This window comes from Kitasatospora sp. NPDC018619 (genome assembly GCF_044391605.1).
GTDB lineage: Bacteria > Actinomycetota > Actinomycetes > Streptomycetales > Streptomycetaceae > Kitasatospora.
Genome location: NZ_JBISAI010000001.1, coordinates 579,051 through 605,951, shown reverse-complemented (window position 1 = coordinate 605,951; position 26,901 = coordinate 579,051). Strand labels below are relative to the sequence as shown.

Genomic DNA, 26,901 nt, shown 5'->3' with positions numbered 1-26,901 from the left:
CCTACCCGCCGGTAGGGTGTGGCCACCCTCTCCGGGGGCCCTCCCGGAGCGGCACTGCGAGAGAGACGAGAGCGAGCATGACCGAGCAGAGCACCGCCCCCCGGGTCGCCGTCGTGACGGGCGCCGCCCGCGGCCTGGGCGCCGCCACCGCCCTGCGACTGGCCGCCGACGGCCACGCGGTCGCCGTCCTGGACCTGGACGAGGCGGCCGGGCGGGAGACCGTCGACCGCATCACCGCCGCCGGCGGCAGGGCGCTGGCCGTCGGCGCCGACGTCTCCGACGCCGAGCAGGTCCAGGCCGCCGTCGACCGGGTGGCCGCCGAGCTCGGCGCCCCGGTCGTCCTGGTGAACAACGCGGGTGTGCTCCGCGACAACCTGCTCTTCAAGATGTCCGAGTCCGACTGGGACACGGTCATGAACGTTCACCTCCGCGGCGCCTTCCTGATGACCCGCGCGGTGCAGAAGCACATGGTGGACGCCGGCTTCGGCCGCATCGTCAACCTGTCCTCCTCCTCGGCCCAGGGCAACCGCGGCCAGGCCAACTACTCGGCAGCCAAGGCCGGTCTCCAGGGCTTCACCAAGACTTTGGCCATCGAGCTCGGCAAGTTCGGCATCACCGCCAACGCGGTCGCCCCCGGCTTCATTGCCACGGACATGACAGCAGCCACCGCCGCCCGGGTCGGCATGGACTTCGAAGACTTCAAGCGGGCTGCGGCCTCGCAGATCCCGGTCCAGCGGGTCGGTCAGCCCGAGGACGTCGCCCACACCATCTCGTTCCTCGCGAGCGAGGGCGCCGGCTTCGTCTCCGGCCAGGTGATCTACGTCGCGGGCGGCCCCCTCGACTGAGCACGGAACCTACACAGGGTTACCACGGAGTGGGAAGCCGGGCACACCGGCCGCCCACTCCGTTTGCTTTACCGGGGCTTTTGCAGGAACATTCGAGCACCACACTGACTTTCGATGACGGAATAGCGGAAATCACCCCTCGGGCCGCCCCCGGTCGGCCCCAATTGTCGATTTCCCGGGAAAATGACAATTACCGCCGGAATAGCCCTGTCCGGCTGGGTAAGGTCACCCCGTGCAATCCAGAAGTACCCCCGCTCCCCTTCCGCGCCGGGGCCCGGAGCACCGCACCGCCGGAACCGGCCGCGAGGAGGCGCCCGGCGCCCCCGGCCGCACCCTCGCGCAGCTCGGTCCCGCCCCCGGCGAGCCCGGCTGGCCCCCCATGGGCCGACGGCAGGCCGCACTGCTCGCCGTGACCCTCGCCGGCTACCTGCTGGTGCTGGCCGGGGTCCTGCTCAACACCGCCCTGGTCGACCTCGACTGGTCGGTCCGGCTGCTGCGCCCCTACGAGCGCTGGCCCCGGCTGGAGCCGCTGCTGGGCACCTGGGTGGTCGCCGGGCAGCGCGGCCCCTCGGCGATCGCCGCCTTCCTCTGGCTCGGCTGGCGCGCCCACCGGCTCGGCCGGCTGCGACCGCTGCTGGTCATGGGCATCGCCCTGTTGTTGCTCAACGTCACCGTCGGAGCGGTCAAGATCGTCACCGGCCGGCTCGGCCCGCACTACGCCCAGTACGTCGGCTCGCCCGAGCTCTTCTCCGGCGGCACCATCTTCCCCTCCGGCCACACCGCCAACGCGGTGGTCACCTGGGGCGTGCTCGCCTACCTCGCCGTCCGCTGGCGGCGCACCGGGGCGCTGATCGCCGCCGCCACGGCCTGCTCGATCGGCCTGACCACGGTCTACCTGGGCACCCACTGGGTCACCGACGTGCTGGCGGGCTGGGCCGCCGGACTGCTGGTCCTGCTCTCCCTGCCGTTGCTGGAGCCGCTCGTCGCCGCCGCCGAACAGCGGCTCCAGCGGCGCCTGGGGCGCCGACACCTGCCCTGCTGAACCCGTGCCCCCGCCGTCCGGCTCCGTCCCGCCCGGGAGCCCGCGAGCCCGCTAGCCCGGAACCACGCAACCGTCGGAAGCCGGGACCCGGGGGCGGCCCTACCCCTCCCAGCTGCGCTCGACCACTCCGTCGCGCACCGCCAGGTTGAGCCGCCCCTGCCGGTACTCCATGGTCATCAGGTCCCCCGGCTCCAGCACCCGGACCGACGCCCAGCCGTGCCGCCGGGCCAGCTCCCGGGCCCGCTCGACCCGCAGTCCCGCGTACCCCTCGCCGTCCTGGCCCGCCCCGGCCCCGGAGCCCGCGCCCACTTCGTCCGACTCCGACACCACGCCTCCCCGGCTCGTCCGCCCCGGACGTACGCTGGAATCGTAGCCCGACCCGCACGGTCCGGAGGTGAACGGCATGCGCACCACCACCCCGCGACGCTGGCGCAGCGGCACCGAGCCGGCCACCGCCCGCAGCGCCCTCAGGCTCCGCTACCTGCTGTCGCTCGCCTTCACGCCGCTGTTCGCCCTGGCCACGGTGGGTTTCGCGGTCTGGGCGGCCGTCTCCCCCGCCTCCGGCGCCCCGAGCCGGGGCACCCTCACCGGCTTCGCCGTGGCCTGCGGCGTGCTCACCCTGTTCGCCGTCGTCGATCTCCTGGTGGTGGTCCGCCGCCGGACCGAGCTCTGACGCGGTGTCTCCCACGGAGTGGGAAGCCGGCCCGGCCGGCCTCCCACTCCGCGCCGCCGCCGGCCCCAAGGCCCCTGGCGCCCTCAGCGGCCGCTGACCGCCTGCTTGACCAGCGTCCGCCCGAAGTCCCACATCAGCCCGCTCCCCCGGTGGGCCTCGTCCATGATGTCGGTGAAGGCGTCCGTGAACCGGTCCACGTCCTGCTCCGTGATGATCAACGGCGGGATCAGCTTGATCACTTCCAGGTGGTCCCCGGACACCTGCGTCAGGATGCGGTGGCGCTGCAGCAGCGGCACCACCACCATCTGCGCGAACAGCCCCTTGCGCGCCGCCTGGAGCGCCGTCCAACCGGTGCGCAGCTTGAGCGACTTGGGCCGCCCGAACTCGATCCCGATCATCAGCCCGCGCCCGCGCACCTCGGCGAGCAGTTCGTACCTGTCCACCAGCGCGGCCAGCCGTTCCCGGAGCTGGTCGCCCACCTTGCGGGCGTTCTCCACCACCTGCTCGTCGCGCATCACCTCCAGGGTCGCCAGCCCGGCCGCCATGGCCTGGGCGTTGGACCCGAAGCTGGCCGAGTGCACCAGCACCCGGTCCATCGAGGAGTACACCTTCTCGAAGATCCAGCTCTTCCCGAGGGTCGCCCCGACCGGCACGTAGCCGCCGGACAGCGCCTTGGCCGCGCAGACCAGGTCGGGCAGCACCCCGTCCTCGTGCTGGTAGGCGAAGAACTCGCCGGTGCGGCCGATGCCGGTCTGCACCTCGTCGCAGATCAGCAGCGCCCGGTGCTCGTGGAGCAGCGCCTGGGCGGCCCGCAGCCAGCCGGGCGGCGGGGCCTGCACGCCCTTGCCCTGGATCGGCTCCACGATCAGCCCCGCGACGTCGCCGCGCTTCAACTCCTTGGCCAGCGCGCCGAGATCGCCGAGCGGGATGGCGGTGTCCGGCAGCAGCGGGTCGAAGCCCTTGCGGAAGCCGCTCTCGCCGTTCACCGAGAGCGAGCCGGTGGTCAGCCCGTGGAAGGCGTGGTCGGCGTACAGGATCCGCCGCCGGCCGGTGGCGTACCGGGCGAACTTGAGCGCCGTCTCCACGGCCTCGGTGCCGCTGTTGCCGAAGAAGACCCGGTCCAGCCCGGGCGCGTACGACAGCAGCCGCTCGGCCAGCAGCCCGGGCAGCGGCGAGCAGTCGAAGCGGACCAGGTCCGGCAGGTCGAGGTCCATCACCTGGCGGATCGCCGAGCGCACCACCGGGTGGTGGCGGCCGAGTCCGAAGATGCCGAAGCCGGCCAGCATGTCGAGGTACTCGTTGCCCTCGGCGTCGTAGAAGTACTGGCCCCGGGCGTGCTCGTAGTACTTGTCGAAGCCGATGGTGTGCAGCATCCGCGGCAGCTGCGGGTTGAGGTAGCGGCCGTGCAACTCGTAGCGCTCGGCGCCGCGTTCGGCGATCAGCGCGGCGAGGTCGAAGGCGGGGCGGTCTGGTTCAGCCGGCATGGCGCGGGTTCGCTCCTCGGGTCGGTAGCAGGTTCTTGGCGAAGACGGCGGTCTGGGCGGCGACGCCCGTCCCGGTCAGCCCGGCCTCCTCCAGGATCTCCCCGCGCGAGGCGTGGCCGAGGAACTCCTGGGGCAGGCCGAGCACCCGGACCGGCACGTCCACGTCGGCGTCGCGCAGCGCCTGGGCGAGGGCCGAACCGACGCCACCGGTACGGCCGTTGTCCTCGACGGTGACCACCAGCCGGTGGGCGGCGGCCAGTTCGGGCAGCACCTGGTCGACCGGTTTGACCCAGCGCGGGTCGACCACGGTCGCGGTGAAGCCCTCGGCGAGCAGCAGCCGGGCCGCGTCCAGGCAGGCGGAGGCGGTGGTGCCGACCGCGACCAGCAGGATCTCCGGTTCCCGCCCGGTGCGCAGCAGCACGTCCACCCCGCCGATCCGCTCGACGGCCGGCACCGCGGGCCCGACGGTGCCCTTCGGGAAGCGCACCACGGTCGGGGCGTCGCCGACCTCGACGGCCTCGCGCAGCTGGGCGCGCAGCTGGTCCGCGTCGCGCGGCGCGGCGAGCCGCAGTCCGGGGACGACCTGGAGGATCGAGAGGTCCCACATGCCGTTGTGGGAGGCGCCGTCCGGCCCGGTCACCCCGGAGCGGTCGAGCACGAAGGTGACGCCCAGCCCGTGCAGGGCCACGTCCATCAGCACCTGGTCGAAGGCCCGGTTGAGGAAGGTGGCGTACACCGCGACCACCGGGTGCAGACCGCCGGTGGCCAGCCCCGCGGCGCTGGTGACGGCGTGCTGCTCGGCGATCCCGACGTCGAAGGTCCGCTCCGGGTAGGCCTTGGCGAACGGCGCGAGGCCCACCGGCTGGAGCATGGCCGCGGTGATCGCCACCAGGTCGGGCCGCTCGGCGCCGAGGGCGACCAGTTCGTCGCCGAACACCGAGGTCCAGGAGACGCCGCCGCTGGGCGAGACGGGCAGGCAGGTGTACGGGTCGATCGGGTTGACGGCGTGGAAGCGGTCGGCCTCGTCCTGTTCGGCCGGCCGGTAGCCGCGGCCCTTGACGGTCAGGCAGTGCACGATGACCGGTCCGCCGAAGTTGCGGGCCTGGCGCAGCGCCTGTTCGACCGCGCCCAGGTCGTGGCCGTCGATCGGTCCGAGGTACTTGAGGCCGAGGTCCTCGAACATGCCCTGGGGGGCGAAGGCGTCCTTGAAGCCCTTCTTGGCGCCGTGCAGCGCGCCGAAGATCGGCTGGCCGACCAGCGGGGTGCGCTGGAGGGCCTCCTTGCCGAGGGCCAGGAAGCGCTCGTAGCCCCGGGTGGTGCGCAGGGTGGCCAGGTGGTTGGCGAGGCCGCCGATGGTTTTGGCATAGGAGCGCTCGTTGTCGTTGACGACGATGACCAGCGGCCGGTCGCGCGCCTCGGCGATGTTGTTGAGCGCCTCCCAGGCGAGCCCGCCGGTGAGCGCGCCGTCGCCGATCACCGCGACGGTGTGCCGGTCGTGCTGGCCGAGCAGCCGGGCGGCCTTGGCCAGGCCGTCGGCGTAGGAGAGCGCGGTGGAGGCGTGCGAGTTCTCGACCAGGTCGTGCTCGGACTCGGCCCGGGAGGGGTACCCGGAGAGTCCGCCGCGCATCCGCAGCCGGCTGAAGTCCTGGCGGCCGGTGAGCAGTTTGTGGACGTAGCTCTGGTGGCCGGTGTCGAAGACGATCCGGTCGTACGGTGAGTCGAAGACCCGGTGCAGCGCGATGGTCAGCTCCACCACGCCGAGGTTCGGCCCCAGGTGGCCCCCGGTCCGGGTGACGGCGTCGATCAGGAAGTCGCGGATCTCGTCGGCGAGCAGGGGGAGTTCGACGGCCGGGAGCTTGCGCAGCTCGGCCGGGGACGTGACGCGGGAGAGCAGTGACATGGGTACACCTCACGACTCGGAGCGGTGCGGTGGGTGCCTCCCCCGGCCCGGGGCGCGGGCCCGGGCCGGGTTCGGGGGCGGGACCGGGCCCGCGCCGGAGGCCGACTCCCCGCTCAGCGGCCCTTGTTGCCGCTGACGGTCTCGGTGATGGCGCGCAGCGACTGCTGGAGCGAGCCCATCGTGGCGAGGACGGCGGTCGGCTCGTAGCCGCAGTGCGCCATGCAGTTCTCGCAGCGTGGGTCCTTGCCGCGGCCGTACTTGCTCCAGTCGGTCTTCTCGACGAGTTCGCGGTAGGTCGGCACGTAGCCGTCGGCCATCAGGTAGCAGGGCCGCTGCCAGCCGAACAGCGAGTAGTTGGGGATGCCCCAGGGGGTGCACTCGAAGTCGGCCTTGCCCTCCAGGAAGTCCAGGAAGAGCGGGCTGTGGTTGAGCCGCCAGCGCTGCCGGTTGCCGCCGGAGAAGGCCTTGCGGAACAGCTCCCTGGTCTGCTCGACGCCGAGGAAGTGCTCCTGGTCGGGGGCCTTCTCGTAGGCGTAGGCGGGCGAGATCATCATCTCGTCCACCTTGAGCTCGTCGTTGAGGTAGTCCAGGACGTCGATGACGGTCTGCGGTGTGTCGGTGTTGAAGAAGGTGCTGTTGGTGGTGACCCGGAAGCCGCGCCGCTTGGCCTCCTTGATCGCCGCCACCGCCTCGTCGAAGGTGCCCTCCTTGGCCACCGACTCGTCGTGCCGCTCGCGCAGCCCGTCGATGTGCACCGCGAAGGTGAAGTACGGCGAGGGCCTGAACTTGTCCATCTTCTTGCGCATCAGCAGCGCGTTGGTGCAGAGGAACACGTACTTGCGGCGCTCGACCAGCTGTCGGACGATCTCGTCGATCTGCGGGTGCATCAGCGGCTCGCCGCCGGCGATCGAGACCATCGGGGCGCCCGACTCCAGGACCGCGCCGACCGCCTGGGCGACGGGCATCCGCTGCTTCAGGACGCCCGCGGGGTGCTGGATCTTGCCGCAGCCCTCGCAGGCGAGGTTGCACGCGAAGAGCGGTTCCAGCTCCACGATCAGCGGGAACTTGTCGCGGCGCTTGATCAGCTTCTGCTGCATGAGGTACGTGCCGACCCGCAACGTCTGGCGCAACGGCATGGCCATGGCTAGCTCGCCTCCTGGGGGAGCGTCGAGGATGTGGGGTGGTTCAGGTCTGCGGAGCCGGGCGCGCGCTCCTGCCGGTACCAGTCGACGAGGGCGGGTACCGTCGCCCGCAGGGTCCGCCAGGCGCGCACCCCGGCCGGGAGGGTGCCGGGCCGCAGCAGCTCGTGCTCGGGCGTGTCCACCACCACCCGCAGGACGGCGGCCGGCAGCACCGGCCGGACCTCGCAGAGCGCGGCCAGCACGGCGGCGGCCTCCATGTCGACGGCGAGCGCGCCCTGGAGGTGCAGCGCCCGCCGTTCGATGCCGCGCACCACGTGGTCGGCGGTGTGGTGCACGCCGGTGTGCACGGTGAGGCCGCGCTCCTTCAGCGCCCGGGTGAGCTCCGTCCCGGAGTCGAGCGGGTACAGGTGGCCCTCGGCGTCGCGCACGCCGTCGGCGGCGACCACGTCGCCGGGCAGGACGCCCGGGCCGAGCGCGGCGCCGAAGCCGGCCACCACCACGGCGCCGTAGCCGGCGGGGGCGGAGCCGAGCAGCCGGCGGACGGCCAGCCCGGCGCGCCGGCGGCCGACGCCGGTGCGCACCAGCACCGGGGGGCCGCCGGCCGCGCCGCGCCAGTCACCGCCGCGCAGGGCCCAGACCTCGGGGCCCAGGGCGCAGAGCACCAGCAGGGGTGCGGTGGTCACCGCGCCGCGCCGATCGCCGGGGCGCCGTCGGTGCGGCCGGTGCCCGGGGCGCCGTGGAGGTAGCGGCCGAGCGCGGTGACCGGGAAGACCAGCCGGTACAGGTGGTAGTTGATGGAGAAGTCCCACGGGAAGCCGGTCCCGGTGAACTGCGGCTCGTCCCAGGTGCCCTCGGGCAGCTGGGTGCGCACCAGCCACTCCACGCCGCGTTCCACCGCAGGGTTGGCCCGGCCCTGCGGGCCCTCGCCGGCCGCGAGCAGCGCCATCAGCGCCCAGGCGGTCTGCGAGGCGGTGGAGTCGCCGCGCCCGGCCCAGCGCGCCGGGTCGTCGTAGGAGCGCATGTCCTCGCCCCAGCCGCCGTCGGCGTTCTGCCGGTCCTCCAGCCAGCGCACCGCCCGGCGGATCGCCGGGTGCTCGTCGGGGACGCCGGCCGCCACCAGGGCGGGCAGCACCGAGCCGGTGCCGTAGATGTAGTTGGTGCCCCAGCGGCCGAACCAGGAGCCGTCCGCCTCCTGGTTGCGCAGCAGCCACTCGATGCCGCGCCTGGTCCGGGGGTCGCGGGAGCGGCCGGTCTCGGCGAGCATCTCCACCACGTGCGCGGTGACGTCGGCGGACGGCGGGTCGACCACCTCACCGAAGTCGCAGAACGGCAGCTTGTTGGGCAGCGTGCTGGTGTTGTCCACGTCGAAGGCGCCCCAGGCGCCGTTCTTGGACTGCATGCCGAGGTTCCACCGCACACCCCGCTCCACCGCCGCGTCGACCCTGGCCGGGTCGGGGTGGGCGACCCGCCGCAGCGCGAGCACCACCTCGGCGGTGTCGTCGATGTCGGGGTAGGTGTCGTTCTCGAACTCGAAGGCCCAGCCGCCGGGGGCGAGCCCGGGCCGCTGGACGGACCAGTCGCCGCGCTTGCGGATCTCCTCGCCCAGCATCCAGTCGACGGCGGAGACCAGGGACGGGTGGTCGGCCGGCAGCCCGGCGTCGACCAGGGCGATGGTGGCCAGGCAGGTGTCCCACACCGGGGACTGGCAGGCCTCCATCCAGCGCTTGCCGTCCTCGGTGTGCACGGTGAAGCGGTCGAAGGAGGCGAGCCCGGCCTTCATCACCGGGTGCTCCAGTTCGTAGCCCTCCAGGTGCAGGGCGATCAGCGAGTAGACGGCGGGGGGCTGGATGCCGCCCCAGCAGCCGTCGGCCTCCTGGCGTTCGACGATCCAGCGGCAGGCCTGCGCGACGGCCAGCCGGCGCAGCGGGCGGAAGGCCCGCCGGTGGTAGGCATGCAGTGCCTTGTCGAGGCGCTCGAAGAGGCCGTCCCAGGTGGTGGCGGGGGCGAGCGGCCGGTGGGGGTACGGGTCGTCCGGGTCGGTGTGCAGCTCGGTGAGCGCGAAGGGGGCCGGGCGGACGGGGCGGTGGGACGACACGACGGTCAGCGGGACGATGGTCTGGCGGGCCCAGCAGCCGAAGGCGTAGATGTTCAGCGGCAGCCACCGGGGCAGGAAGATGATCTCGGGCGGCATCTCGGGCAGCCGCTCCCAGGGCCACCAGCCGAACAGGGCGAGCCAGATCCGGGTGAACACCCGGGAGGCCGCGATGCCGCCGGCCGAGCGGACGTAGCGCGCGGCGGCCAGCATGTGCGGGGCGTCCGGCCGGTCGCCGGCCAGTTTGAGCGCGACGTACGCCTCGACGGTCGTGGACAGCTCGGGCGGCCCGCCGTGGAAGGTGGACCAGGTGCCGTCCTCCCGTTGCTGGGAGCGGATCCACGCCGCGGTCGCGCGGGTCTGCTCCTCGGTGCGGATCCCCAGGAACTGGCGGAGCAGTAGGTCCTCGGCGTCCATGGTGACGTTGGTCTCCAGGTCGCCCTTCCACCAGCCCTCGGAGGACTGCAGCGAGAGCAGGTGGGTGGTGGCGCGGGCCAGGGCCTCCCGCGCGTCGGCCGGTCCGTGGTCCGCCTCACCGGCCGGCCGCGGCCGGTCGGCGTCCTCGGGCTGCCACCGCCCCGGGCCTAGCAGGGCCGGGGGGCGGTCGCCCACCGCGACCGGCTCGGAATCGTACTCAGGGTCGAGCCGGCCGTCCGCGGTTGCTGTCAACGTAACGTCACCTCTCTCGTACCACCACGAATTCGGCGAGTGCGACGAAGTGCTCCCGCACCTCGTCGGTCATGGGCACCTCGTCCAGGGCGGCGAGGGCAGTCGTGTGCTGGCGGCGGGCTTCCTCCCTGGTCCAGGCGCGGCCGCCGGCCTCCTCGATCAGCGCGGCGCGGGCGGCGAGCTCGGGCTCGCTCTCCTCCCCGCGCCCCCGCGGGTCGGCCAGCTGCTCGGCGAGCCGGCGCGAGGCCGCTCCGCCCTCGGCCAGTGCGGCGGCCACCGGCAGGGACTTCTTGCGCTGGCGCAGGTCCCCCCAGTGCGGCTTGCCGGTGACCTCGGTGGCGCCCCAGATGCCCAGCAGGTCGTCCACCGCCTGGAAGGCCAGGCCCAGGTGGTAGCCGTAGCGCTGGAGCGCGTCGGAGACCTTGTCGTCGGCGCCGGCCAGGACGGCGCCGATCGCCGAGGCGGCGGCCAGCAGGGCTGCCGTCTTGCCGCCCTCCATCTCCAGGCACTCGGCGACGGTGACGCTGTCGCGCTGTTCGAAGGCGACGTCCATGGCCTGGCCGTCGATCAGGCCGCGGGTCGCGGTGGTGAGCAGCCGGACGGCGCGCGCGGCGTCGGTGGCGCTCGTGCCGCCGGTCACCGCGGCGTCGAGCAGCACCTCCGTGCCGAGCGTCGCCAGGGCGTCGCCGACCAGGATCGCCTGGGCCGGCCCGAAGACCGTCCAGGCGGTGGCCCGGTGCCGCCGGGTCTCGTCACCGTCCATCAGATCATCATGGAGGAGGGAGAAGTTGTGCACCAGTTCAACGGCGACCCCGCCGGGCACCCCGACCTCGGCCGGCGCGCCGGTCGCCCGGGCCGACAGCAGCGCCAGCGCGGGCCGCACGGCCTTGCCGCCGTCCCCCGTCACGGGCGTGCCGTCCCGGTCGATCCAGCCGAAGTGGTAGGCGGCGACGGTGTCCATGGGTGCGGCCAAACGGGCGACGGCGGCCCGTAGCGGCGGGGTGCAGAGCGTACGGCTGCGGGCGAGCAGCTCCGGCACCGAGACCGGTTCGGCGTGCGCCGTGCCTCCGACGGCGAAGCCGGTACGTGACTCCACGTGCGTTCCCTCTTCCTCGTGGTGCCGGACCGCACGGGGCGGCCGGGTGCCGGCGGTGCGGCTGGTGTCGGTTCGAGTGCCGGTGCCGGTTCCGTTGGTGCCGGTGCGCTCGACGGTACGCCCGTCGGCTCTGGCGGGCTCTCCGGCGCCGGGGCCCGCCGTCACCTGGGCCACCTCCCGTCGCCGCGGTCCACCGGCGTGCGGCTGCCGGCCGTGGCGAGCACGGCGTCGGCCGCGGCGTGGCCGCTGCGCACGGCGCCCTCCATGGTCGCGGGCCAGCCGGTGGCCGTCCACGAGCCGGCCAGCAGCAGGCCCGGGACGGCGGTGCGGGCCGACGGGCGCAGCGCCCCGTTGCCCGGGGCCGGGTCGAAGGTCGCGGTGCGCTCCCGGGTGACGAAGAAGTCCAGCACCCCGGCCCCCGCCGCGGCCGGCAGCAGCCGGCCCAGCTCGGGCAGGTAGCGGCGGCGCAGTTCGGCGACGGGCAGGTCGATCTCGTCCTGCGCGGCGGACTGCGACAGTGCCAGGTACTGGGCGTCCGGGTGGGCCCGGCCCAGCGCCGTGGCGGCCAGGCCGGAGTGCGCCGTGCGGTCGAAGACCCACTGGACCGGGGAGCCGACGGCGGCGAAGAACGGCCGGCGCAGCACCGTGCGGTCGTAGACCACGTGCACGTTGAGGATCGGCGCGGTGCCGAAACCGGCCAGCCGCTCCTGCCCCGGGACGGCGTCCGGCGGCAGCAGCGCGGCCGCGCTGTCCTGGGCGCCGGCCAGGACGACGGTCTCGGCGGTGAGCAGTTCCCCGCCCTCCAGCCGGACGGCGTGCTGGGGCGCGGACGGCTTCAGCTCGGCGACCTTGGTCCGCAGCAGCACCGTGACCCCGGCCCGCTCCAGTTCGGCGAGCGCCCGGTCGTGGTGGATCGTGCCGAGCGGGACGGCGGCGGTGCCGATGTCCGAGGCGCCCGGGTCGGAGAGCAGGCCGGTCTTGAACACCATCCCGGCGAGCGCCATCGACACCTGGTCGGCCCGGGCGTTCAGGGTGGCGATGCCGACCAGGTCCCACAGGGCGGCCCGGGTGGCGGCGTTCTGCCCGTTGCGGTGCAGCCACTCGCCGAAGGAGACCTCGTCCAGGGCCGGGTCCGCGAGGTCCAGGCCGCGCAGGGCGAGCGCGCCGCGGACCACCCGGGCGCGGTCGGCCGGGGACAGGTGCGGGTAGCGGGCCAGGCTTCCGGCCAGGTGCAACGGGACGGGCAGGCCGGCCCGGCGCAGTCGGCCCAGGGTGCGCACCGGCGCGGTCCGCGGCCCGGTGACGGAGAGCACCGGGATGTCGAGGCGGTCCTGGAGGTGGACCAGCCGGGTGGCGCCGAGGCGCTCCAGCAGGCCGCGGTACGCGGTGCAGCAGCGCAGGTAGACGTGCTGGCCGTTGTCGACGGTGAGCTCGCCGCGCCGGAAGGAGAAGGCCAGGCCGCCGAGCCGGGGGCGCCCCTCGGCGAGGGTGACCCGGTGGCCCGCCTCGGCCAGGCGCAGCGCGGCGGTGATGCCGGCCAGGCCACCGCCGACGACGACCGCGGCCGGGCGCGCGGCGTCGGCTCGCCCGGTCATCGGCCTTCCCCCTCGCAGTCGTCGGACCGCCCGACGGCGGTCGCAGAAGCCGGTCCTCGTTCGTTCAACGCAAAACTACCCACACGTGCAGCCGCGCTGACACAGCGTGACAGAACTGTTGCCAGAATCAAGAACGCCCCCCGGCGAGCCCGGAAAGCGCCACGTACGCCTTCTCCCAGCCGGGCAGCGAGACCCGGCCGCGCAGCACCGACTCCGGGTCGGCGGCGATCCGGCCGAGCAGCCGGTGGTAGATCCCGGCCATCGCGGCGGTGCAGGCGCGGCTGCGGCGGTCGAGCATCGGCAGCAGCCGCAGGCCCTCCTCGAAGGCGGCCTGGGCGCGGGCGGCCTCGAAGGCCACCAGTCCGGTGAAGTCCGCGCCGACCGGCGGCTCGGGCAGCGCGAAGCCCTGCTCGCAGCCGAACCGGACGAGGTCCTCGGCGGGCAGGTAGGTGCGGCCGTTCAGGGCGTCCTCGCGCAGGTCGCGCAGGATGTTGGTGAGCTGCAGCGCCAGGCCCAGGGTGTCCGCGTAGCGTGCGCCCCGCTCCGGGTCGTCGCAGCCGTAGACGCCCAGCGAGAGCCGGCCGATCGCGCCGGCCACGCAGCGGCAGTAGACCTTGAGCTCGTCGTACGTCTGGTACTCGGCGCCCTTGAGGTCCATCTCGACGCCGTCGATCAGTTCGTCGAAGCCGCCGAGCGGGATCGGGAAGCGCCGGGCCGCGTCGGCGAGGGCGACCTTGATCGGGTCGGTGTCGTCCTCGGCGACCGCCCCGGAGCGGACCTCGCCCACCAGCTCCCGGGTGCGCAGCAGCGCCTCCGCCTTGCGGTCGTCCGGGAGGTCGCCGTCGCCGATGTCGTCCACCCGGCGGGCCAGCGCGTACAGGGCCGACATGGCCAGCCGCTTGGGTTCGGGCAGCAGCCGGATGCCGTAGCTGAAGTTGCGCGCCTGCAGCCCGGTGACTGCCTCGCAGTACCGGTACGCCGCCATGACCTGGGCCGACGCCAGTGGTGATGCCGCCACTCGGGCGTTCACCTTCCCTTCGCGAAGATGGCCGCCGCCTTCGCTGCGAGGCGGCGCTTGTCCGGCTTCGCCTGCTGGGCGAGCACGTCGTACCCGGCGTCCTCGACGGCCGCCAGGGCCGCGTAGCCGCCTGCGGTGAATCCCGCCAGGAGCAGTCGAAGCCTCCCCCGAACCGTACCTACCAATGGTGCGCCGCGGTCGAGCAGGGTGCGGGCCCGCCCGACCTCGAAGGCGATCAGTTCGCGCACCGGGCCGTCCGCGGACGGGGCGGCCAGGTCGGCCTCGGTGACGCCGAAGCGGGCCAGGTCCTCGGCGGGCAGGTAGATCCGGCCGCGGGCCAGGTCCTCGGCCACGTCCTGGATGTGCTCGACCACCTGGAGGCCGCTGCACACGGCGTCCGAGAGCTCGATCCGTTCGGGGGTGGAGACGCCCGCGATGGCCAGGACGAGGCGGCCGACCGGGTCGGCGGAGAGGGTGCAGTAGTCGAGCAGGTCGTCGAAGGTGGCGTAGCGGGCGGTGGTCTGGTCCACCCGGTTGGCCTCGATCAGACGGCGGAACGGCTCGGGGGTCAGGCCGCGGCGGTCGACCAGCGGGACGAGCGCGGCCAGCAGCGGGTGGCGGGGGAGGTCGGCGGCGGCCGTCGCGGAGCCCCCGGCGGTGCGCAGCGCCGTCTCGAAGACCCGGTCGAGGTCCTGCTCCAGTCCGTCGAGCAGGGCGAGCCGGAAGGCGGTCTCCTGCGCGGTCGGCGGGCCGGACTGGTCCGACGGGGTGGCGGGGGGCGTGCGGTCGATCCCCAGCAGGCGGGCGGTGGCGGCCGGGTCGGCCAGGTCGCCGTCGCCGGTGTCGTCGACCAGCCGGGCGAAGCCGTACACCGTCATCAGGTCGCCGCGCCAGGCCGCGGGCAGGAAGGAGGGGGCGACGGGGAAGTTCTCCGCGCCCGCCTTGTCCAGGGTCTCTCCTGCGGAACCGTTCACCGGCGTTTCTCTGGGCTGGGCCGAAGCCGACACTGCTGTCACTCCCCCGTTCTACACCGCTTGGCACGACCGGCCCGACTCGGACACGCGTCCGAGCGCGGGCGCCACGCACGGCACACCGCCCCCGGAACCACCAGGCTGACACGCCCGGACGCGCACGGAAAGGGCGCCCCGCCCGGCGCACCGGGCGCTCACCCCGGCGGGGGCGGCGACACGGCGCAGGGGCCGGCTCCGGACGATCCGGAACCGGCCCCTGCGGGAGTGCCGGGGACTACGGTCGCTCGCCGCGCTCGTAGCGGCCGACGACCTCCTCGGTGGGACCGTCCATGACCAGTTCGCCGGCCTCGATCCATATCGTCCGCTCGCAGACCTCGCGGATCGAGTTGTTGTCGTGGCTGACCAGGAAGACCGTACCGGCGGACTTGCGCAGCTCGTCGATCCGCCGCTTGCTGCGCTGCTGGAAGGCCTGGTCGCCGGTGGCGAGGGCCTCGTCGATCAGCAGCACGTCGTGGGTCTTGGCGGCCGCGATCGAGAAGCGCAGCCGGGCGCCCATGCCGGAGGAGTAGGTGCGCATCGGCAGGGAGATGAAGTCGCCCTTGTCGTTGATGCCGGAGAAGTCGACGATGTCCTGGTAGCGCGCCCGCACCTGGGCCGGGGTCATGCCCATCGCCAGGCAGCCCAGGATCACGTTGCGCTCACCGGTGAGCTCGTTCATCAGCGCGGCGTTGACGCCCAGCAGCGAGGGCTGGCCGTTGGTGTAGATGCCGCCCTTCTCGGTCGGCAGCAGGCCGGCGATGGCGGCCAGCATGGTCGACTTGCCGGAGCCGTTGGAGCCGATCAGGCCGATCGCCTCGCCCTTGTAGGCGGTGAAGCTGATGCCCTTGACCGCGTGCACCTCGCGCACGCCGGCGGCGCGCTTGCGGCTGATGATGCGGCTCAGCGCGGAGGTGGCGCTGCCCTTGCCGGAGCCGGCGCCGTGCACCTTGTAGACGATGTGCACGTCGTCGACGACGACGGTGGGCTCGCGGGCCACGTCCGCGTCCCGGACGGTCCCGCTCGTGCTCGGCTCGATGTCAGCCACGGCCGTACTCCTCCTCGGCCTTCCAGAAGAAGACGTATCCGACGACGAACATGCCCACGCCCCACGCGAGGCCGTACGCCCACTGGTGGGGCGGCAGGGACTGGTGCACCGGCTGGTGCGGGTTGTAGATGACCGGCGCGAAGGCGTGCCGGAGCAGGTCCATGTAGACCGACGCCGGGTTGAGCGACATCAGCGTCTGGATGAAGTGCGGCCAGTGCGTGATCTTGTCCTGGATGCTGAACATCACACCGGACAGGAACATCCAGGCGCGCATCACGAACGGGATCAGCTGGGAGATGTCGCTGGTCCGGGCCCCGATCCGGGCCATCACCAGCGAGACGCCGGTGTTGAAGAGCGTCTGCAGGAGCAGCGCGGGGATGATCAGCAGCCAGGTCCGGCCCGGGGTGATGCCCGAGGCGAGCACGGTGACGACCAGCACCACCATCGAGATCAGCAGCTGCTGGAGCTGGATCACGGTGAAGGCGATCGGCAGGCTGGCCCGGGGGAAGTGCAGCGCCCGGATCAGCCCGAGGTTGTCGGAGATCGCCCGGGTGCCGGCCTGCACCGCGTTCTGGGTGAACTGGAAGACGAAGACGCCGATGCACAGCCAGGCGATGTACGTGTTGTCCGGGAAGCCCTGCTTGCTCGACAGGATCACGCCGAAGACCAGGTAGAACACCGCGCAGTTGAGCAGCGGGGTCACCACCTGCCACAGCTGGCCGAGCTTGGCGTTGGTGTACTGGGCCACCAGGCGGGCGGTGGCGAAGGCCCAGATGAAGTGGCGCCGGGCCCAGAGCTGCTTGGAGTAGGCGAACAGGCCGGGACGGGCGCCGCTCACCGCCAGGCCGTACTTGTCGGCAAGCTGCTTGGGGGTCAGGCCCGCGTCCGCCCCCCTGGGGGCCGAGAGGCTGACGGGTTCACTCACTGTCGACACATTCGTCCTTCACGCGGGATCGGTCGGGGCGGCCGGTCGGCGGGGTCCGCCGGTCGTGCACCGATGGGGATCCACTGGGATCTCGGGGGAGCCGGCCGGTGTGTGGGCACCGGCCGCAGCGATCGGCGGTCCGACGGGGGTGCCGTCGGTTCCGATCAGATGATCGGTGGTCGGCCCAGCCTGGTCAGTCGCCAGACGGTACGCCACCGCATGGGCCGCCGCGGACCGCAGGGTTCGCGCCAGCCCGCCCGGAACCCGCCCCACCAGGCCTTCAGCGCCTCGGGGGAGGGGCGGCGGGCCAGGGTCAGCAGGAACCAGGTTCCCAGATAGAGAGGCACCAACAGGGCCGGAAGGTTCCGCCTCGCGAGCCAGACCCGGTTGCGGGCCACGTTGTGGAAGTAGCTCGCGTGCCGGGCGGGCGAGGTCGTGGGGTGGTGCAGCACCACGTCCGCCCGGTAGTCGATGGCCCAGCCGGCGTCCAGCGCGCGCCACGCGAGGTCGGTCTCCTCGTGGGCGTAGAAGAACTCCGCGGGCAGCTGCCCGGCCTGCTCGAACACCTTGCAGCGCACCGCGCTCGCGCCGCCCAGGAAGGTCGTCACCCGGGACGAGCGCAGCGGGTCGCTGGCACGCAGCCGGGGGACGTGCCGGCGCTGGGTGACACCGGTCTCCGGGTCGGCGATCCGGAAGGAGACGATGCCCAGCTGCGGGTCGGCGGTGAAGGCCTCGCGCAGCAGGCGGGCCGAGTCGGTGCGCGGCAGGTTCCCGTCGTCGTCCAGGAACAGCACGGCGTCGACCTCGGCGCCGTCCGGGCCGAACAGCTCGATGCCGACGTTGCGCCCGCCCGGGATGCCCAGGTTCTCCGGCAGCTCGACGCTGCGCACGCCCTCCGGCAGCGGGGGCAGCGGCACGCCCTGGCCGACCACGGCCAGCTCGACCGCCGGGCCCTCCTGGGCGCGGACGGCCTCGATCAGGGCGTTGAGCTCGGCGGGCCGGTTGCCCATGGTGATGATCACCGCGCCGAGGCGGAAGTCGTCCGCCGTCACCGCGCTCACCGCAGCCTGCTGGAGAGGACGATGCTCAGCAGGTGCAGCACGGTCTGCAGCATCGCGATCGCCGCCAGGACGACCACCGCGAGCCGGGTGAAGAGGAGTCCGCCGTGCACGGCGTCGGCGACGCCGGCCGCCAGGACGAACAGCGAGGCCTCGACCGCGCCGACCAGGCGGTGGAACTTCAGGAAGGAGGCCGCCCGGCGGGCCTTGGCGACGGAGGCGGAGCGCGGCACCGAGGCGCTGTCCTCGACGGCGGTCAGGCCGCTGCGGGCCCGGGCCACGTCCACCAGGTCGGTCTCGGACTTGATCAGGATCGCGCCGAGCGCCGCCAGGGTGCCGAGGAAGGCCCACTCCCAGTGCGAGCCGGCGCCCTCGCGGTGCGGCAGGTCGGTGGCGCGCAGGCCGAGGCCGGTCAGCAGGGCCGCCTCGGACATGTAGTGGCCGACCCGGTCCAGGTAGACACCGGTGAGCGAGGTCTGCCGGCGCCAGCGGGCCACCTCGCCGTCCACGCAGTCCAGCAGCAGGTAGAGCTGGATCAGCAGGGCACCGAGGACGGCGCCCGTGAGGCCGGGCACGACCAGCGCGGCACCGGCCAGGATGCCGGTGAGCATCATCAGGTACGTCAGGCCGTTGGGCGTGATCGCCGTCATGGTGGAGAGCACGCGGGTGATCCGCAGCGAGATCCTCCGCATGTACAGGCGCCCGGCCCAGTGCTCGGCGCTGCGGCGCTGGAGCATGCCCTCCGGGTGGATGACCGCGCGCAGTTCCTCGATCGAGGGCCGGCGGGTCAGGTCCACCGGGGGACGCCCGGCGCCCGTGGTGGCGGGGTCAGCTGTTGACGGCTTGGACATAGTCGGCGTACGCGTCCCTGATTGCGGAAGGGGAGAGGTCGAGGTGTTCGAGGATGGTGAAGCGCCCCGGTCGGGTGTTCGGAGCGTAGTGCACCGCTTCGGTGAACTCCGCCTCGGTGAAACCGATCTGAGCTGCGGTCACCGGCAGTCCGTGGCTCGCCAGGCGCTCCACGATCAGACCGGACAGCTCGCGCTCGCCCCGCAGGAAGCTGGCGAAGGCGGCGCCGAGGCCGACCTGCTCGCCGTGCTGGGCGGACCGCTTGGGGTACAGCACGTCCAGGGCATGCGAGATCTCGTGGCAGGCGCCCGACGAGGGCCGGGTGCTGCCCGCGATGTTCATCGCGATGCCGGACAGTACCAGGGCCTCGGCCAGCGCCGTCAGGAGGTCCTGGTCCCGGGTGCCGCCCGGGTGGCGCAGCAGGTTCTCGCCCGCCGAGCGGGCCATCGCCACGGCCAGCCCGTCCACCGGCTCGCCGGTCACCGCGTGTGACAGCTCCCAGTCGGCGCAGGCCGAGATGTTGGAGACGACGTCCCCGATGCCGGCCGCCACGAAGCGCTCCGGGGCCTGCCGGATCACGTCGAGGTCGACGATGATGCCGATCGGGCTGGGCACCCCGTAGGAACCGCGGCCGGCGTCGTTGTCCAGGGTGGAGACCGGCGAGCAGATGCCGTCGTGGGCCAGGTTGGTGGCGACGGCCACCAGCGGCAGGCCGACCCGGGCCGCGGCGTACTTGGCGGCGTCGATGATCTTGCCGCCGCCGAGGCCGACGATCGCGTCGTAGTGCCCGCCGCGCATCGCCTCGGCCAGCCGCACCGCGCTGTCCAGGCTGCCGTCGTCCACGTTGTACCAGTCGGCACCGGGCAGGGCGGGCTCCAGGCGGCGGCGCATGGCCGAGCCGGAGCCGTTGCTGATCGCCACCGCGATCCGGCCCGAGGCCGACAGCCGCTGGTCCGCGAGGATGCCGCCGAGCGCGTCCAGCGCGCCCGGGCGGATCTCGACGAACAGCGGCGACGGGACCAGTCGGGTCAGTACCGGCACGCGATCTCCCGCGCCTTCGCCAGGTCGTCGTGGTTGTCGACCTCGACCCAGGAGACCTCGCCGATCGGCTGGACGTCGATCCGCAGCCCGCGGTTCACCATCTCCTGGTAGCCGTCCTCGTAGTACAGCTGCGGGTCGCGCTCGTAGGTGGCGCGCAGCGCGTCGGTGAGGTCGGCGGCGGCGGACGGGTTGATCACCGTGACGCCGATGTACTCGCCGGTCGCCTCGGCCGGCTCCATCAGCTTGGTGATCCGGCGCATGCCGGCGTCCGGGTCGACGACGACCTTCATCTCCTCGTCGGCGAGCTTCTTCACCGTGTCGAGGGCGAGCAGGATGCCGGGGGCGGCGCCGGCCTCGGCCAGGCGCCGGTTGCCCTCCAGCATGGTGTGCTGCACGGAGGCCGGGTGGACGGTGTCGCCGTTGGCGAGCAGCAGGCCCTCGGCGAAGAGGTCGCGGGCGCACCAGAGCGAGTAGGCGTTGTTCCACTCCTCGGCCTTGTCGTTCTCGACCAGGTGGAGCTTGACGCCGTACGTGCGCTCCAGGGCGTCCTTGCGCTCCTGGACCGCCTCCTTGCGGTAACCGACGACGATCGCGGCGTCGCGCAGTCCGACCTCGGCGAAGTTGCCGAGCGTGAGGTCCAGGACGGTCCGTTCCCCGTCGACCGGCACCAGCGCCTTGGGCAGCGTGTCGGTGTACGGGCGCAGCCGGCGGCCGGCGCCGGCTGCCAGAACGAGGCCGATCATGCGGGTCTCCTGATCCGTCGTGCTGTGCGCGGGCCCGTGCCGGAAGACGGCGCCGCCGGGCCGGGGACCGGTCTGCGACCGGGCCGTGCGGCGGCGCGCCGGTGCCGGCACAGATCCGGGCACCGTGTCGTATGTGATGGTAGGCGACCGGGGCGACCGGCCAGAACGCGCCCGCAGGCCGGGGAGCAGCCGCGGGCGGGGCCGGCCCCGCGGGTGGGGGGCCGGGTGGCACCGCGGGAAGGGGCCGGGCGGACGGCGGACGGGGCGGCCGGGCCGGGCCGGGGGACCTGCCGGAGCGGTCGAACGGACTCCGAACGGTTCTGCGAATTCCGTGACCCCTGCGGGGGCTTCCCGGACCCTTCTCTAGCAGGTTTCCGACTCCTCCGGGTCATGATCCGCCCGGTTGTGCGTGGGACCCCTGTCGAGTGCCACCCATACGGCAGACTGGATCCCGACGCCGGCGCCGGTGCCCCCGCTGTGTCCGCCGCACTCCGCCCGGTGCGCCGGACGCACCCCGCTGCTTCCGTTGCTCCCGCTCCCGAAAGAGGCCCCATGCCCCAGAGTCTGCCGACCGACCCCACGCACTTCGCCGCCGAGATCGACACCGGTCTCGACGTGGAGACGGATGTGACGGTCACCCCCCGGGCCACCGGGTCCGCCGCCGGCGGAGCCGAGATCCTGCTGGAACTGGTCGACGACGAGGGCGTCACGATCGGCACCGGTGAGAAGCTCTGGGCCCACCAGCAGCCGGGGCGGCTGCACCGGGCCTTCTCCGTCTTCCTGTTCGACCGCCAGGGCCGGCTGCTGCTCCAGCGCCGGGCCCTCGGCAAGTACCACTCCCCCGGCGTCTGGTCGAACACCTGCTGCGGCCACCCGTACCCGGACGAGCCGCCCTTCGTCGCCGCCGCCCGGCGCACGGCCGAGGAGCTGGGCGTCGCACCGGCGCTGCTGTGCGAGGCGGGCACCGTCCGCTACGACCTTCCGGACGAGGCGTCCGGGCTGATCGAGCGGGAGTGGAACCACCTGTTCGTGGGACTGGTCACCGCTCCGGTCGAGCCGGCCCCGGAGGAGGTGGACGACGTCGCCTTCGTGACCGCGCAGGAGCTGCGGGAGCTGCGGGCGGAGCGGCCGTTCTCGGTCTGGTTCGAGACGGTCTTCGAGGCCGCGCTGCCGGGCATCCGGGAGATCGCCGGGCGGGACTGGTAGGCCTCCTCCGGTTGCGCTGCGGGCCCCGGGCCGCTCCGGCTGCCGTGCCCGTCCGCCCGGAGCCACCGTCGGCCGCCGGTCGGGGCGCTCCGCGGCCGGACCCGGCCGGTCAGTGGTCGGGCTCCGGGGGAACGGGCAGCGAGGCCCAGATGACCTTGCCGCCCTCCCCGGCGTCCTCGACGTCGCACACCCCGCCGGCCTGCAGGGTGACGCTCTTCACCAGGAGCAGGCCGCGCCCGCCGGTGCGCCCGGTGTCGTTCTCCAGCGCCTTGGGCCGGTACGGGTCCCCGTCCTCGACCGACACCCGTACCCAGGCCCGGTACAGCGCCAGCTCGGTGACCACCTCGGGCGACAGCTCGGCCGCGTGCGTCACCGCGTTGCTCACCAGCTCCGAGACGATCAGCAGCAGGTCGTCCACCAGCTCCTGGTAGCGCACCCCGGTCATGCCCTGGGCCAGCAGGCGGTCGCGCACCGCGTGCCGGGTGAGCGGCACCGAGGCCTCGGTGGCGGGCACCGCGAAGCGCCACACGCCCTCGACCGGGCCGCCCGGGGCGGTGGCCCCGCCCGGGCCCTCCGTCAGCCTTCCGCGTCTCGGTTCGGCCTTCGCCGCTCCGCTGATCTGCTCCACGTCCAGCCGCCCTTCGTCCGCGACCCGGGAATCAGGCGATCCGCTTCATGGCGCCCTCGGTCCACAGAGGCTAGGAGAGCCGTCACGGCGGTTGTGGCACCGTCGACAAGTTGCCCGTGTCGGACCGGTTCCGTCCGCAAGCGACCACGGGGGCCACGGGAGTCGACCGGTTCCTTCGCGGACGCCACCGGTTCGGCCCGGAATCGAGCGCGCTCCCAGGCCGTACCAACCTGTACGGGCGGTGCCCCCTGCCACCCCGGGCGTCCGGCGGCGAGCCTGCGAGGAAGCGCAGGTGAGAAGCACTCCAGAACCCTGGTAATGTTCTCTCTGTCGCCGAGGGGGCGAGGAAAAAGCCCCCGGAGCACACACCCGGTCCGGGTGGCGGAATGGCAGACGCGCTAGCTTGAGGTGCTAGTGCCCTTTATCGGGCGTGGGGGTTCAAGTCCCCCCTCGGACACAGCCGAATTCCCCGTGGGAGCCGAGAGGCTCACACGGGGAATTTCGTTTTTCGGGCCGCCCGTTTTTCCGGCGGGCAGCCCCGGTCGTCATCTTCGACCGTCACCCTTTCGGGTGTTGTGGCGTCCGCCTCCTTGCCGGCCCGCACCGGCCCGGGAGCCGGACACGAGATGGCAACGATCGGACGGTTTGAGCTTCCCCTGAGGTATTCGCCCGTTTTCGGACCATAGGCTGCTCTCCGTTTGTCCGAAATACCGACGCAAAATCGCAAAAACACCGACACCACCCGATGAACCACGAGCGAGAGGACCGATACGTTGAGTGAGCCCACATCGTCGACGGCATCACACCAGAACTACCGCCGATCGCTCGGCACGATCAGCCTGACCGCGGTCGGGCTGGGGTCGATCATCGGCTCCGGGTGGTTGTTCGGTGCCGAGCGGGCCGCCAAGCTCGCCGGGCCCGCCTCGATCCTCGCCTGGGTGATCGGCGCCGCGGTGGCGCTGACCATCGCCCTCACCTACAGCGAGCTGGGCTCGATGTTCCCCAAGGCCGGCGGCATGGTCCGGTACGGCCAGTACTCGCACGGCTCGCTGGCCGGCTACCTGGCCGCCTGGGCCAACTGGATCGCCATCGTCTCGGTCATCCCGGGTGAGGCCACCGCCTCCGTCCAGTACATGAGCTCCTGGGACTTCGGCTGGGCGAAGGGCCTGTACGACGGCAAGGAGCTGACCGTCAGCGGCGTGGCCCTCGCCAGCGTGCTGTTGCTGGTCTACTTCGCGCTCAACTGGTTCGCGATCACGCTGTTCGCCAAGACCAACACCGCGATCACCGTCTTCAAGGTCGTCGTGCCGACGCTGACCGCCGGTGCGCTGCTGTTCGCGCACTTCGACACCGCGCACTTCACCGACCACGGCGGCTTCGCGCCGAACGGGTGGAGCGCGGTGTTCACCGCCGTCGCCGTCTCCGGCATCGTCTGGGCCTTCAACGGCTTCCAGTCCCCGCTCAACCTGGCCGGCGAGGCCCGCAACCCCGGCAAGTCGCTGCCGAAGGCCGTCATCGGCTCGATCCTGATCGCCCTGGTGATCTACGTCGCGCTGCAGATCGCCTTCATCGGCGCCATCCCGGGCGGCGACCTGGCGAACGGCTGGAGCAACCTCTCCTACACCTCGCCGCTGGCCGACCTCGCCATCGCCTGGGGCCTCAACTGGCTGGCGATCACGCTGTACGCGGACGCCTTCATCTCGCCCTCCGGCACCGGCATGATCTACGCCGCCACCACCTCGCGCATGATCCACGGCGTGCAGGAGAACGGCCACCTGCCGAAGGTCTTCGGCCGGGTCGACGCCAAGACCGGCATCCCGCGCCCGGCACTGGTGCTCAACCTGGTGGTCGCCTTCCTGTTCCTCGCGGTGTTCCGCGGCTGGGGCTCGCTGGCCGAGATCGTCTCGGTGGCCACCGTGATCTCGTACATCACCGGCCCGGTCGCCGTGATGGCGCTGCGCCGCCTCGCCCCCGACCTGCCCCGCCCGGTCCGGCTGCGCGCCATGCCGGTGATCGCCCCGATCGCGATGGTCTTCGGCTCGCTGGTGCTCTACTGGGCCCGCTGGCCGCTCACCGGCAAGGTCATCCTGCTGATGGCCGCCGGTCTGCCGATCTGGGCCTGGTACGAGCTGCGCAAGCCGTTCGCCGAGCTGAAGCCGCACCTGGTGGCGGGCGCCTGGATGGTCGCCTACCTGTTCGTGATGGCCGGCGTCTCCTGGGCGGGCAGCGCCGACTTCGGCGGCCACGGCTACCTGCCGGAGGGCTGGGACCTGCTGATCGTCGCCGCGATCGGGCTGGCCTTCTACCGCTGGGGCGTCGCCAGCGCCTGGGCCAACCCGTCGCTGGCCGCGGTCCGCAAGGAGATGACGGAGGAGGCCGCGGGCTCGGCGGCCGACGTCACGGAGCCCTCGCGGGCCTGACGCGCACCGCTGCGGGAGCTGGACAGTGAAGGGCCGGTCGGAATCCTCCGACCGGCCCTTCGGCGTTCGCGGGGAGCGTGCGGCGGTGCGCTCCGTTCCCGGTGTCCCTCCATTCTGCCGTGGCCGGCGCCCCCGGGGCACCGCCCTCGGGGATGATCTTCGTCGCGATTCCCGGGCCTAGCGTGGTCGCGGGCGGCCCTCACCGGAGGGCCCGGGTGCGAGGAGCGGATCGGCGTGAGGGACAGGCGGCAGCAGGGCGGCGGGGGCGGGCCGGAGTCGGCGGCGGGGTCGGCTACCGGATCGGGGGCGGGGCCGACGGTGGAAGCCGCTACCGGATCGGGGGCGGGGCGCGAGGCGGGCCTGGCCTCGGAGCTGGCCGGGATGATGGCGGCGGACGGCGCGGCCGCCCGGCTGGCGAACAGCCCGGACCTGGCCGAGCAGGCGGCCTGGCGGCGGCTCACCGCCCGGCACGGGGACCGGCTCGCGGAGATCATGGCGGTCCACGGCTGGCCGACCGAGCGCACCGTCGGGCCCGAGGCCGCCCGGGCCGCGTGGCTGGTGGCGCAGCACGCGGACCGGCAGCTCGACGTCCAGCGGCTGGCGGCGGCGCTGATGGGCGGAGCCGTCGCCCGCGGCGAGGCGAGCGCCCGCGACCTGGCCTTCCTCCAGGACCGGCTGGCGGTCAACGAGGGCCGCGAGCAGCGTTACGGGACGCAGATCGGTGCGGTCACGGACGGCCGTCCGGTGCCGTGGCCGTGCGAGGATCCGGAGCGGCTGGACGAGCGGCGCGCGCGGGTGGGCATCGAGCCGTTCGACGAGTACACCGCGCGGTTCGCTCCGAAGTAACCGTCAGGTCCGCCGAAAGGGATTGACTCTTGCGCGCGGCCGCCCGTGCCGCATTGACTGGCCTCCGACTAGCGCTGCTAGTTATGGGCGGTCGAGCAGACGAGAGGACGATCGGTGCGGCAGTACGCGGAGCACAGCGACCAGTACATCGACGGCGAGTGGCGCCCCTCCGGGGACACCGGGACGATCACCGTGCTGAACCCGGCCACCGAGGAGGTGCTGGCCACCGTACCGGCCGGCGGCACGCGCGACGTCGACGCGGCGGTGACGGCGGCCCGACGGGCGGCCCGCGGCTGGGGCGCGACCACCCGCGAGGAGCGGCTCGCACTGCTGACCCGGCTGCGGGACGGGATCGCCGCCGCCCAGAACGAGATCACCGAGACGGTCGTGGCCGAGCTGGGCTCGCCGGTCGGCTTCACCGGCGCCGTGCACGCCGGGCTGCCGCTCGCCGTGGCCACCTCCTACCTGTCGCTGCTCGCCGAGCACCCCTTCGAGGAGCGGATCGGCAACTCGGTGGTGCACGCCGAGCCGGCCGGGGTGGTCGCGGCGATCACGCCGTGGAACTACCCGCTGCACCAGATCGTCGCCAAGGCCGTCCCGGCGCTGGCGGCGGGCTGCCCGGTGGTCCTCAAGCCGGCCGAGGAGACCCCGCTGGTGGCCCGGTTGTTCGCGCGGCTGGTGCACGAGGCCGGGCTCCCGGCGGGGGCCTTCAACCTGGTGACCGGCACCGGTGCGGTGGCGGGCGCGGCCCTTGTCGGGCACCGTGACGTGGACCTGGTCTCCTTCACCGGATCCACCGCCGTCGGCCGGCAGGTCGCCGAGACGGCTGGCCGGGGGCTGAAGCGGGTCTCCCTGGAGCTGGGCGGCAAGTCCGCCAACGTGGTGCTGCCCGGCGCCGACCTCGCCCGTGCGGTCAAGGTGAACATCGCCAACGTGTTCGCCAACTCGGGCCAGACCTGTAGCGCGCTGACCCGCCTGCTGGTGCACGAGGACCAGTACGACGAGGCGGTCGCCAGGGCCGAGGAGGTCGCCGCCCAGTACCGGCCGGGCGACCCGACCGACCCGCAGACCCGCATCGGGCCGCTGGTCAGCGCCCGGCAGCTGGCCCGGGTGCGCGGCTACATCGAGGGCGCGCTGGCCGAGGGCGCCCGGCTGGTCGTGGGCGGCTCGGAGCCGGTCGCCGAGCTGCCTACCGGCTACTACGTCCGCCCGACCGTGCTCGCCGACGTGGCCCCGGAGATGACGGTGGCCCAGGAGGAGGTGTTCGGCCCGGTCCTGGCGATCCTCCGCTACCGCGACGAGGACCACGCCGTGGAACTCGCCAACGGCACCCCGTACGGCCTGGCCGGCGGCGTCTGGGCGCGCGACACCGACACCGCCGCGGCCTTCGCCCGCCGCCTCGACACCGGCCAGGTGGACCTCAACGGCGGGCGCTTCAACCCGCTCGCCCCCTTCGGTGGCTACAAGAGCTCCGGCCTCGGCCGGGAGCTGGGCCGGCACGGGCTGGAGGAGTTCCTCCAGTACAAGTCCCTGCAGTACTGAGCCGCAGGCCGGGGCTGCGGACGGACGGCGGA

At 73.2% G+C, this 26,901-nt stretch carries 24 protein-coding genes and 1 tRNA gene; 8 read left to right on the top strand and 17 right to left on the bottom strand.

What is annotated here, in order from left to right:
• The first annotated feature begins 77 nt into the window (after window positions 1-77).
• Both fabG and ACH5AR_RS02380 read left to right on the top strand, forming a co-directional pair.
• A complete protein-coding gene (gene fabG, locus ACH5AR_RS02385; RefSeq protein ID WP_396299475.1) occupies window positions 78-845 on the top strand; it encodes a 3-oxoacyl-ACP reductase FabG in 768 nt (255 codons plus the stop codon).
• Window positions 846-1,077: 232 nt separating this feature from the next.
• Window positions 1,078-1,887, top strand: coding sequence for a phosphatase PAP2 family protein (locus tag ACH5AR_RS02380; protein ID WP_396299474.1), 810 nt, complete (start codon window positions 1,078-1,080; stop codon window positions 1,885-1,887).
• Window positions 1,888-1,986: 99 nt separating this feature from the next.
• Here the strand turns inward: ACH5AR_RS02380 and ACH5AR_RS02375 are convergent, their stop codons facing one another.
• Complete coding sequence (locus tag ACH5AR_RS02375) at window positions 1,987-2,214, bottom strand: I78 family peptidase inhibitor (RefSeq protein ID WP_396299473.1); 228 nt, start codon at window positions 2,212-2,214, stop codon at window positions 1,987-1,989.
• Window positions 2,215-2,290: 76 nt separating this feature from the next.
• Between ACH5AR_RS02375 and ACH5AR_RS02370 the strand changes: the two genes are divergently transcribed.
• A complete protein-coding gene (locus ACH5AR_RS02370) occupies window positions 2,291-2,560 on the top strand; it encodes a DUF6343 family protein (RefSeq protein ID WP_396299472.1) in 270 nt (89 codons plus the stop codon).
• An 83-nt stretch (window positions 2,561-2,643) separates the two neighbouring features.
• Here ACH5AR_RS02370 and ACH5AR_RS02365 read toward each other — a convergent pair whose 3' ends face one another.
• The 15 genes from ACH5AR_RS02365 to ACH5AR_RS02295 form a co-directional block, all read right to left on the bottom strand.
• The gene (locus tag ACH5AR_RS02365; RefSeq protein WP_396299471.1) at window positions 2,644-4,044 is read right to left on the bottom strand and encodes an aspartate aminotransferase family protein; all 1,401 of its coding nucleotides are present in this window, start codon (window positions 4,042-4,044) and stop codon (window positions 2,644-2,646) included.
• Window positions 4,034-5,944: a 1-deoxy-D-xylulose-5-phosphate synthase gene (dxs, locus tag ACH5AR_RS02360; RefSeq protein WP_396299470.1), complete on the bottom strand. Its 1,911-nt coding sequence runs from the start codon at window positions 5,942-5,944 to the stop codon at window positions 4,034-4,036. The genes ACH5AR_RS02365 and dxs overlap by 11 nt, the downstream gene beginning before the upstream one ends.
• 113 nt (window positions 5,945-6,057) lie before the next feature.
• Window positions 6,058-7,086 (bottom strand): adenosyl-hopene transferase HpnH, encoded by a 1,029-nt coding sequence (hpnH, locus tag ACH5AR_RS02355; protein ID WP_396299469.1) that lies wholly within the window; start codon window positions 7,084-7,086, stop codon window positions 6,058-6,060.
• 2 nt (window positions 7,087-7,088) lie between these two features.
• Complete coding sequence (locus ACH5AR_RS02350; RefSeq protein WP_396299468.1) at window positions 7,089-7,769, bottom strand: 1-hydroxy-2-methyl-2-butenyl 4-diphosphate reductase; 681 nt, start codon at window positions 7,767-7,769, stop codon at window positions 7,089-7,091.
• Window positions 7,766-9,847, bottom strand: coding sequence for a squalene--hopene cyclase (shc, locus tag ACH5AR_RS02345; RefSeq protein WP_396299467.1), 2,082 nt, complete (start codon window positions 9,845-9,847; stop codon window positions 7,766-7,768). Before shc ends, ACH5AR_RS02350 begins: the two co-directional genes overlap by 4 nt.
• A 7-nt stretch (window positions 9,848-9,854) precedes the next feature.
• Entirely contained in the window at window positions 9,855-10,943 is a 1,089-nt protein-coding gene (locus tag ACH5AR_RS02340; RefSeq protein ID WP_396299466.1) for a polyprenyl synthetase family protein, read from the bottom strand.
• 161 nt (window positions 10,944-11,104) lie between these two features.
• Window positions 11,105-12,538: a hydroxysqualene dehydroxylase HpnE gene (hpnE, locus tag ACH5AR_RS02335; protein WP_396299465.1), complete on the bottom strand. Its 1,434-nt coding sequence runs from the start codon at window positions 12,536-12,538 to the stop codon at window positions 11,105-11,107.
• A gap of 127 nt (window positions 12,539-12,665) precedes the next feature.
• Window positions 12,666-13,523, bottom strand: coding sequence for a presqualene diphosphate synthase HpnD (gene hpnD / locus ACH5AR_RS02330; RefSeq protein ID WP_396299540.1), 858 nt, complete (start codon window positions 13,521-13,523; stop codon window positions 12,666-12,668).
• Between the two features lie 41 nt (window positions 13,524-13,564).
• Window positions 13,565-14,530: a squalene synthase HpnC gene (gene hpnC, locus ACH5AR_RS02325; protein ID WP_396299464.1), complete on the bottom strand. Its 966-nt coding sequence runs from the start codon at window positions 14,528-14,530 to the stop codon at window positions 13,565-13,567.
• 271 nt (window positions 14,531-14,801) lie between these two features.
• On the bottom strand, window positions 14,802-15,611 hold the full coding sequence (locus tag ACH5AR_RS02320) for an ABC transporter ATP-binding protein (RefSeq protein WP_396299463.1): 810 nt from the start codon (window positions 15,609-15,611) through the stop codon (window positions 14,802-14,804).
• Window positions 15,604-16,545, bottom strand: a complete 942-nt coding sequence (locus ACH5AR_RS02315) for an ABC transporter permease (protein WP_396299462.1) — start codon at window positions 16,543-16,545, stop codon at window positions 15,604-15,606. Before ACH5AR_RS02315 ends, ACH5AR_RS02320 begins: the two co-directional genes overlap by 8 nt.
• Window positions 16,546-16,700: 155 nt before the next feature.
• Complete coding sequence (locus ACH5AR_RS02310; protein WP_396299539.1) at window positions 16,701-17,546, bottom strand: glycosyltransferase family 2 protein; 846 nt, start codon at window positions 17,544-17,546, stop codon at window positions 16,701-16,703.
• A gap of 47 nt (window positions 17,547-17,593) precedes the next feature.
• Complete coding sequence (locus ACH5AR_RS02305) at window positions 17,594-18,331, bottom strand: CDP-alcohol phosphatidyltransferase family protein (protein WP_396299538.1); 738 nt, start codon at window positions 18,329-18,331, stop codon at window positions 17,594-17,596.
• Between the two features lie 91 nt (window positions 18,332-18,422).
• Window positions 18,423-19,484 (bottom strand): iron-containing alcohol dehydrogenase family protein, encoded by a 1,062-nt coding sequence (locus tag ACH5AR_RS02300; protein ID WP_396299461.1) that lies wholly within the window; start codon window positions 19,482-19,484, stop codon window positions 18,423-18,425.
• Window positions 19,472-20,227, bottom strand: a complete 756-nt coding sequence (locus ACH5AR_RS02295) for a sugar phosphate nucleotidyltransferase (RefSeq protein WP_396299460.1) — start codon at window positions 20,225-20,227, stop codon at window positions 19,472-19,474. The genes ACH5AR_RS02300 and ACH5AR_RS02295 overlap by 13 nt, the downstream gene beginning before the upstream one ends.
• A 552-nt stretch (window positions 20,228-20,779) precedes the next feature.
• Between ACH5AR_RS02295 and idi the strand changes: the two genes are divergently transcribed.
• On the top strand, window positions 20,780-21,433 hold the full coding sequence (gene idi, locus ACH5AR_RS02290) for an isopentenyl-diphosphate Delta-isomerase (RefSeq protein ID WP_396299459.1): 654 nt from the start codon (window positions 20,780-20,782) through the stop codon (window positions 21,431-21,433).
• Between the two features lie 109 nt (window positions 21,434-21,542).
• Here idi and ACH5AR_RS02285 read toward each other — a convergent pair whose 3' ends face one another.
• Complete coding sequence (locus ACH5AR_RS02285) at window positions 21,543-22,061, bottom strand: ATP-binding protein (RefSeq protein WP_396299458.1); 519 nt, start codon at window positions 22,059-22,061, stop codon at window positions 21,543-21,545.
• Window positions 22,062-22,433: 372 nt separating this feature from the next.
• On the opposite strand from ACH5AR_RS02285, the gene ACH5AR_RS02280 reads away from it, so the two are divergent.
• The 4 genes from ACH5AR_RS02280 to ACH5AR_RS02265 all read left to right on the top strand — a co-directional run bounded on the left by ACH5AR_RS02280 (window position 22,434) and on the right by ACH5AR_RS02265 (window position 26,869).
• Window positions 22,434-22,518, top strand: a tRNA-Leu gene (locus ACH5AR_RS02280).
• A gap of 316 nt (window positions 22,519-22,834) precedes the next feature.
• Complete coding sequence (locus ACH5AR_RS02275; RefSeq protein WP_396299457.1) at window positions 22,835-24,481, top strand: APC family permease; 1,647 nt, start codon at window positions 22,835-22,837, stop codon at window positions 24,479-24,481.
• Window positions 24,482-24,862: 381 nt separating this feature from the next.
• Window positions 24,863-25,327 carry a DUF6624 domain-containing protein gene (locus tag ACH5AR_RS02270; protein ID WP_396299537.1) on the top strand — a complete coding sequence of 155 codons (465 nt, stop codon included), beginning with the start codon at window positions 24,863-24,865 and terminating at the stop codon, window positions 25,325-25,327.
• 114 nt (window positions 25,328-25,441) lie between these two features.
• Window positions 25,442-26,869 carry an aldehyde dehydrogenase family protein gene (locus tag ACH5AR_RS02265; protein WP_396299456.1) on the top strand — a complete coding sequence of 476 codons (1,428 nt, stop codon included), beginning with the start codon at window positions 25,442-25,444 and terminating at the stop codon, window positions 26,867-26,869.
• The last annotated feature ends 32 nt before the right edge of the window (window positions 26,870-26,901 follow it).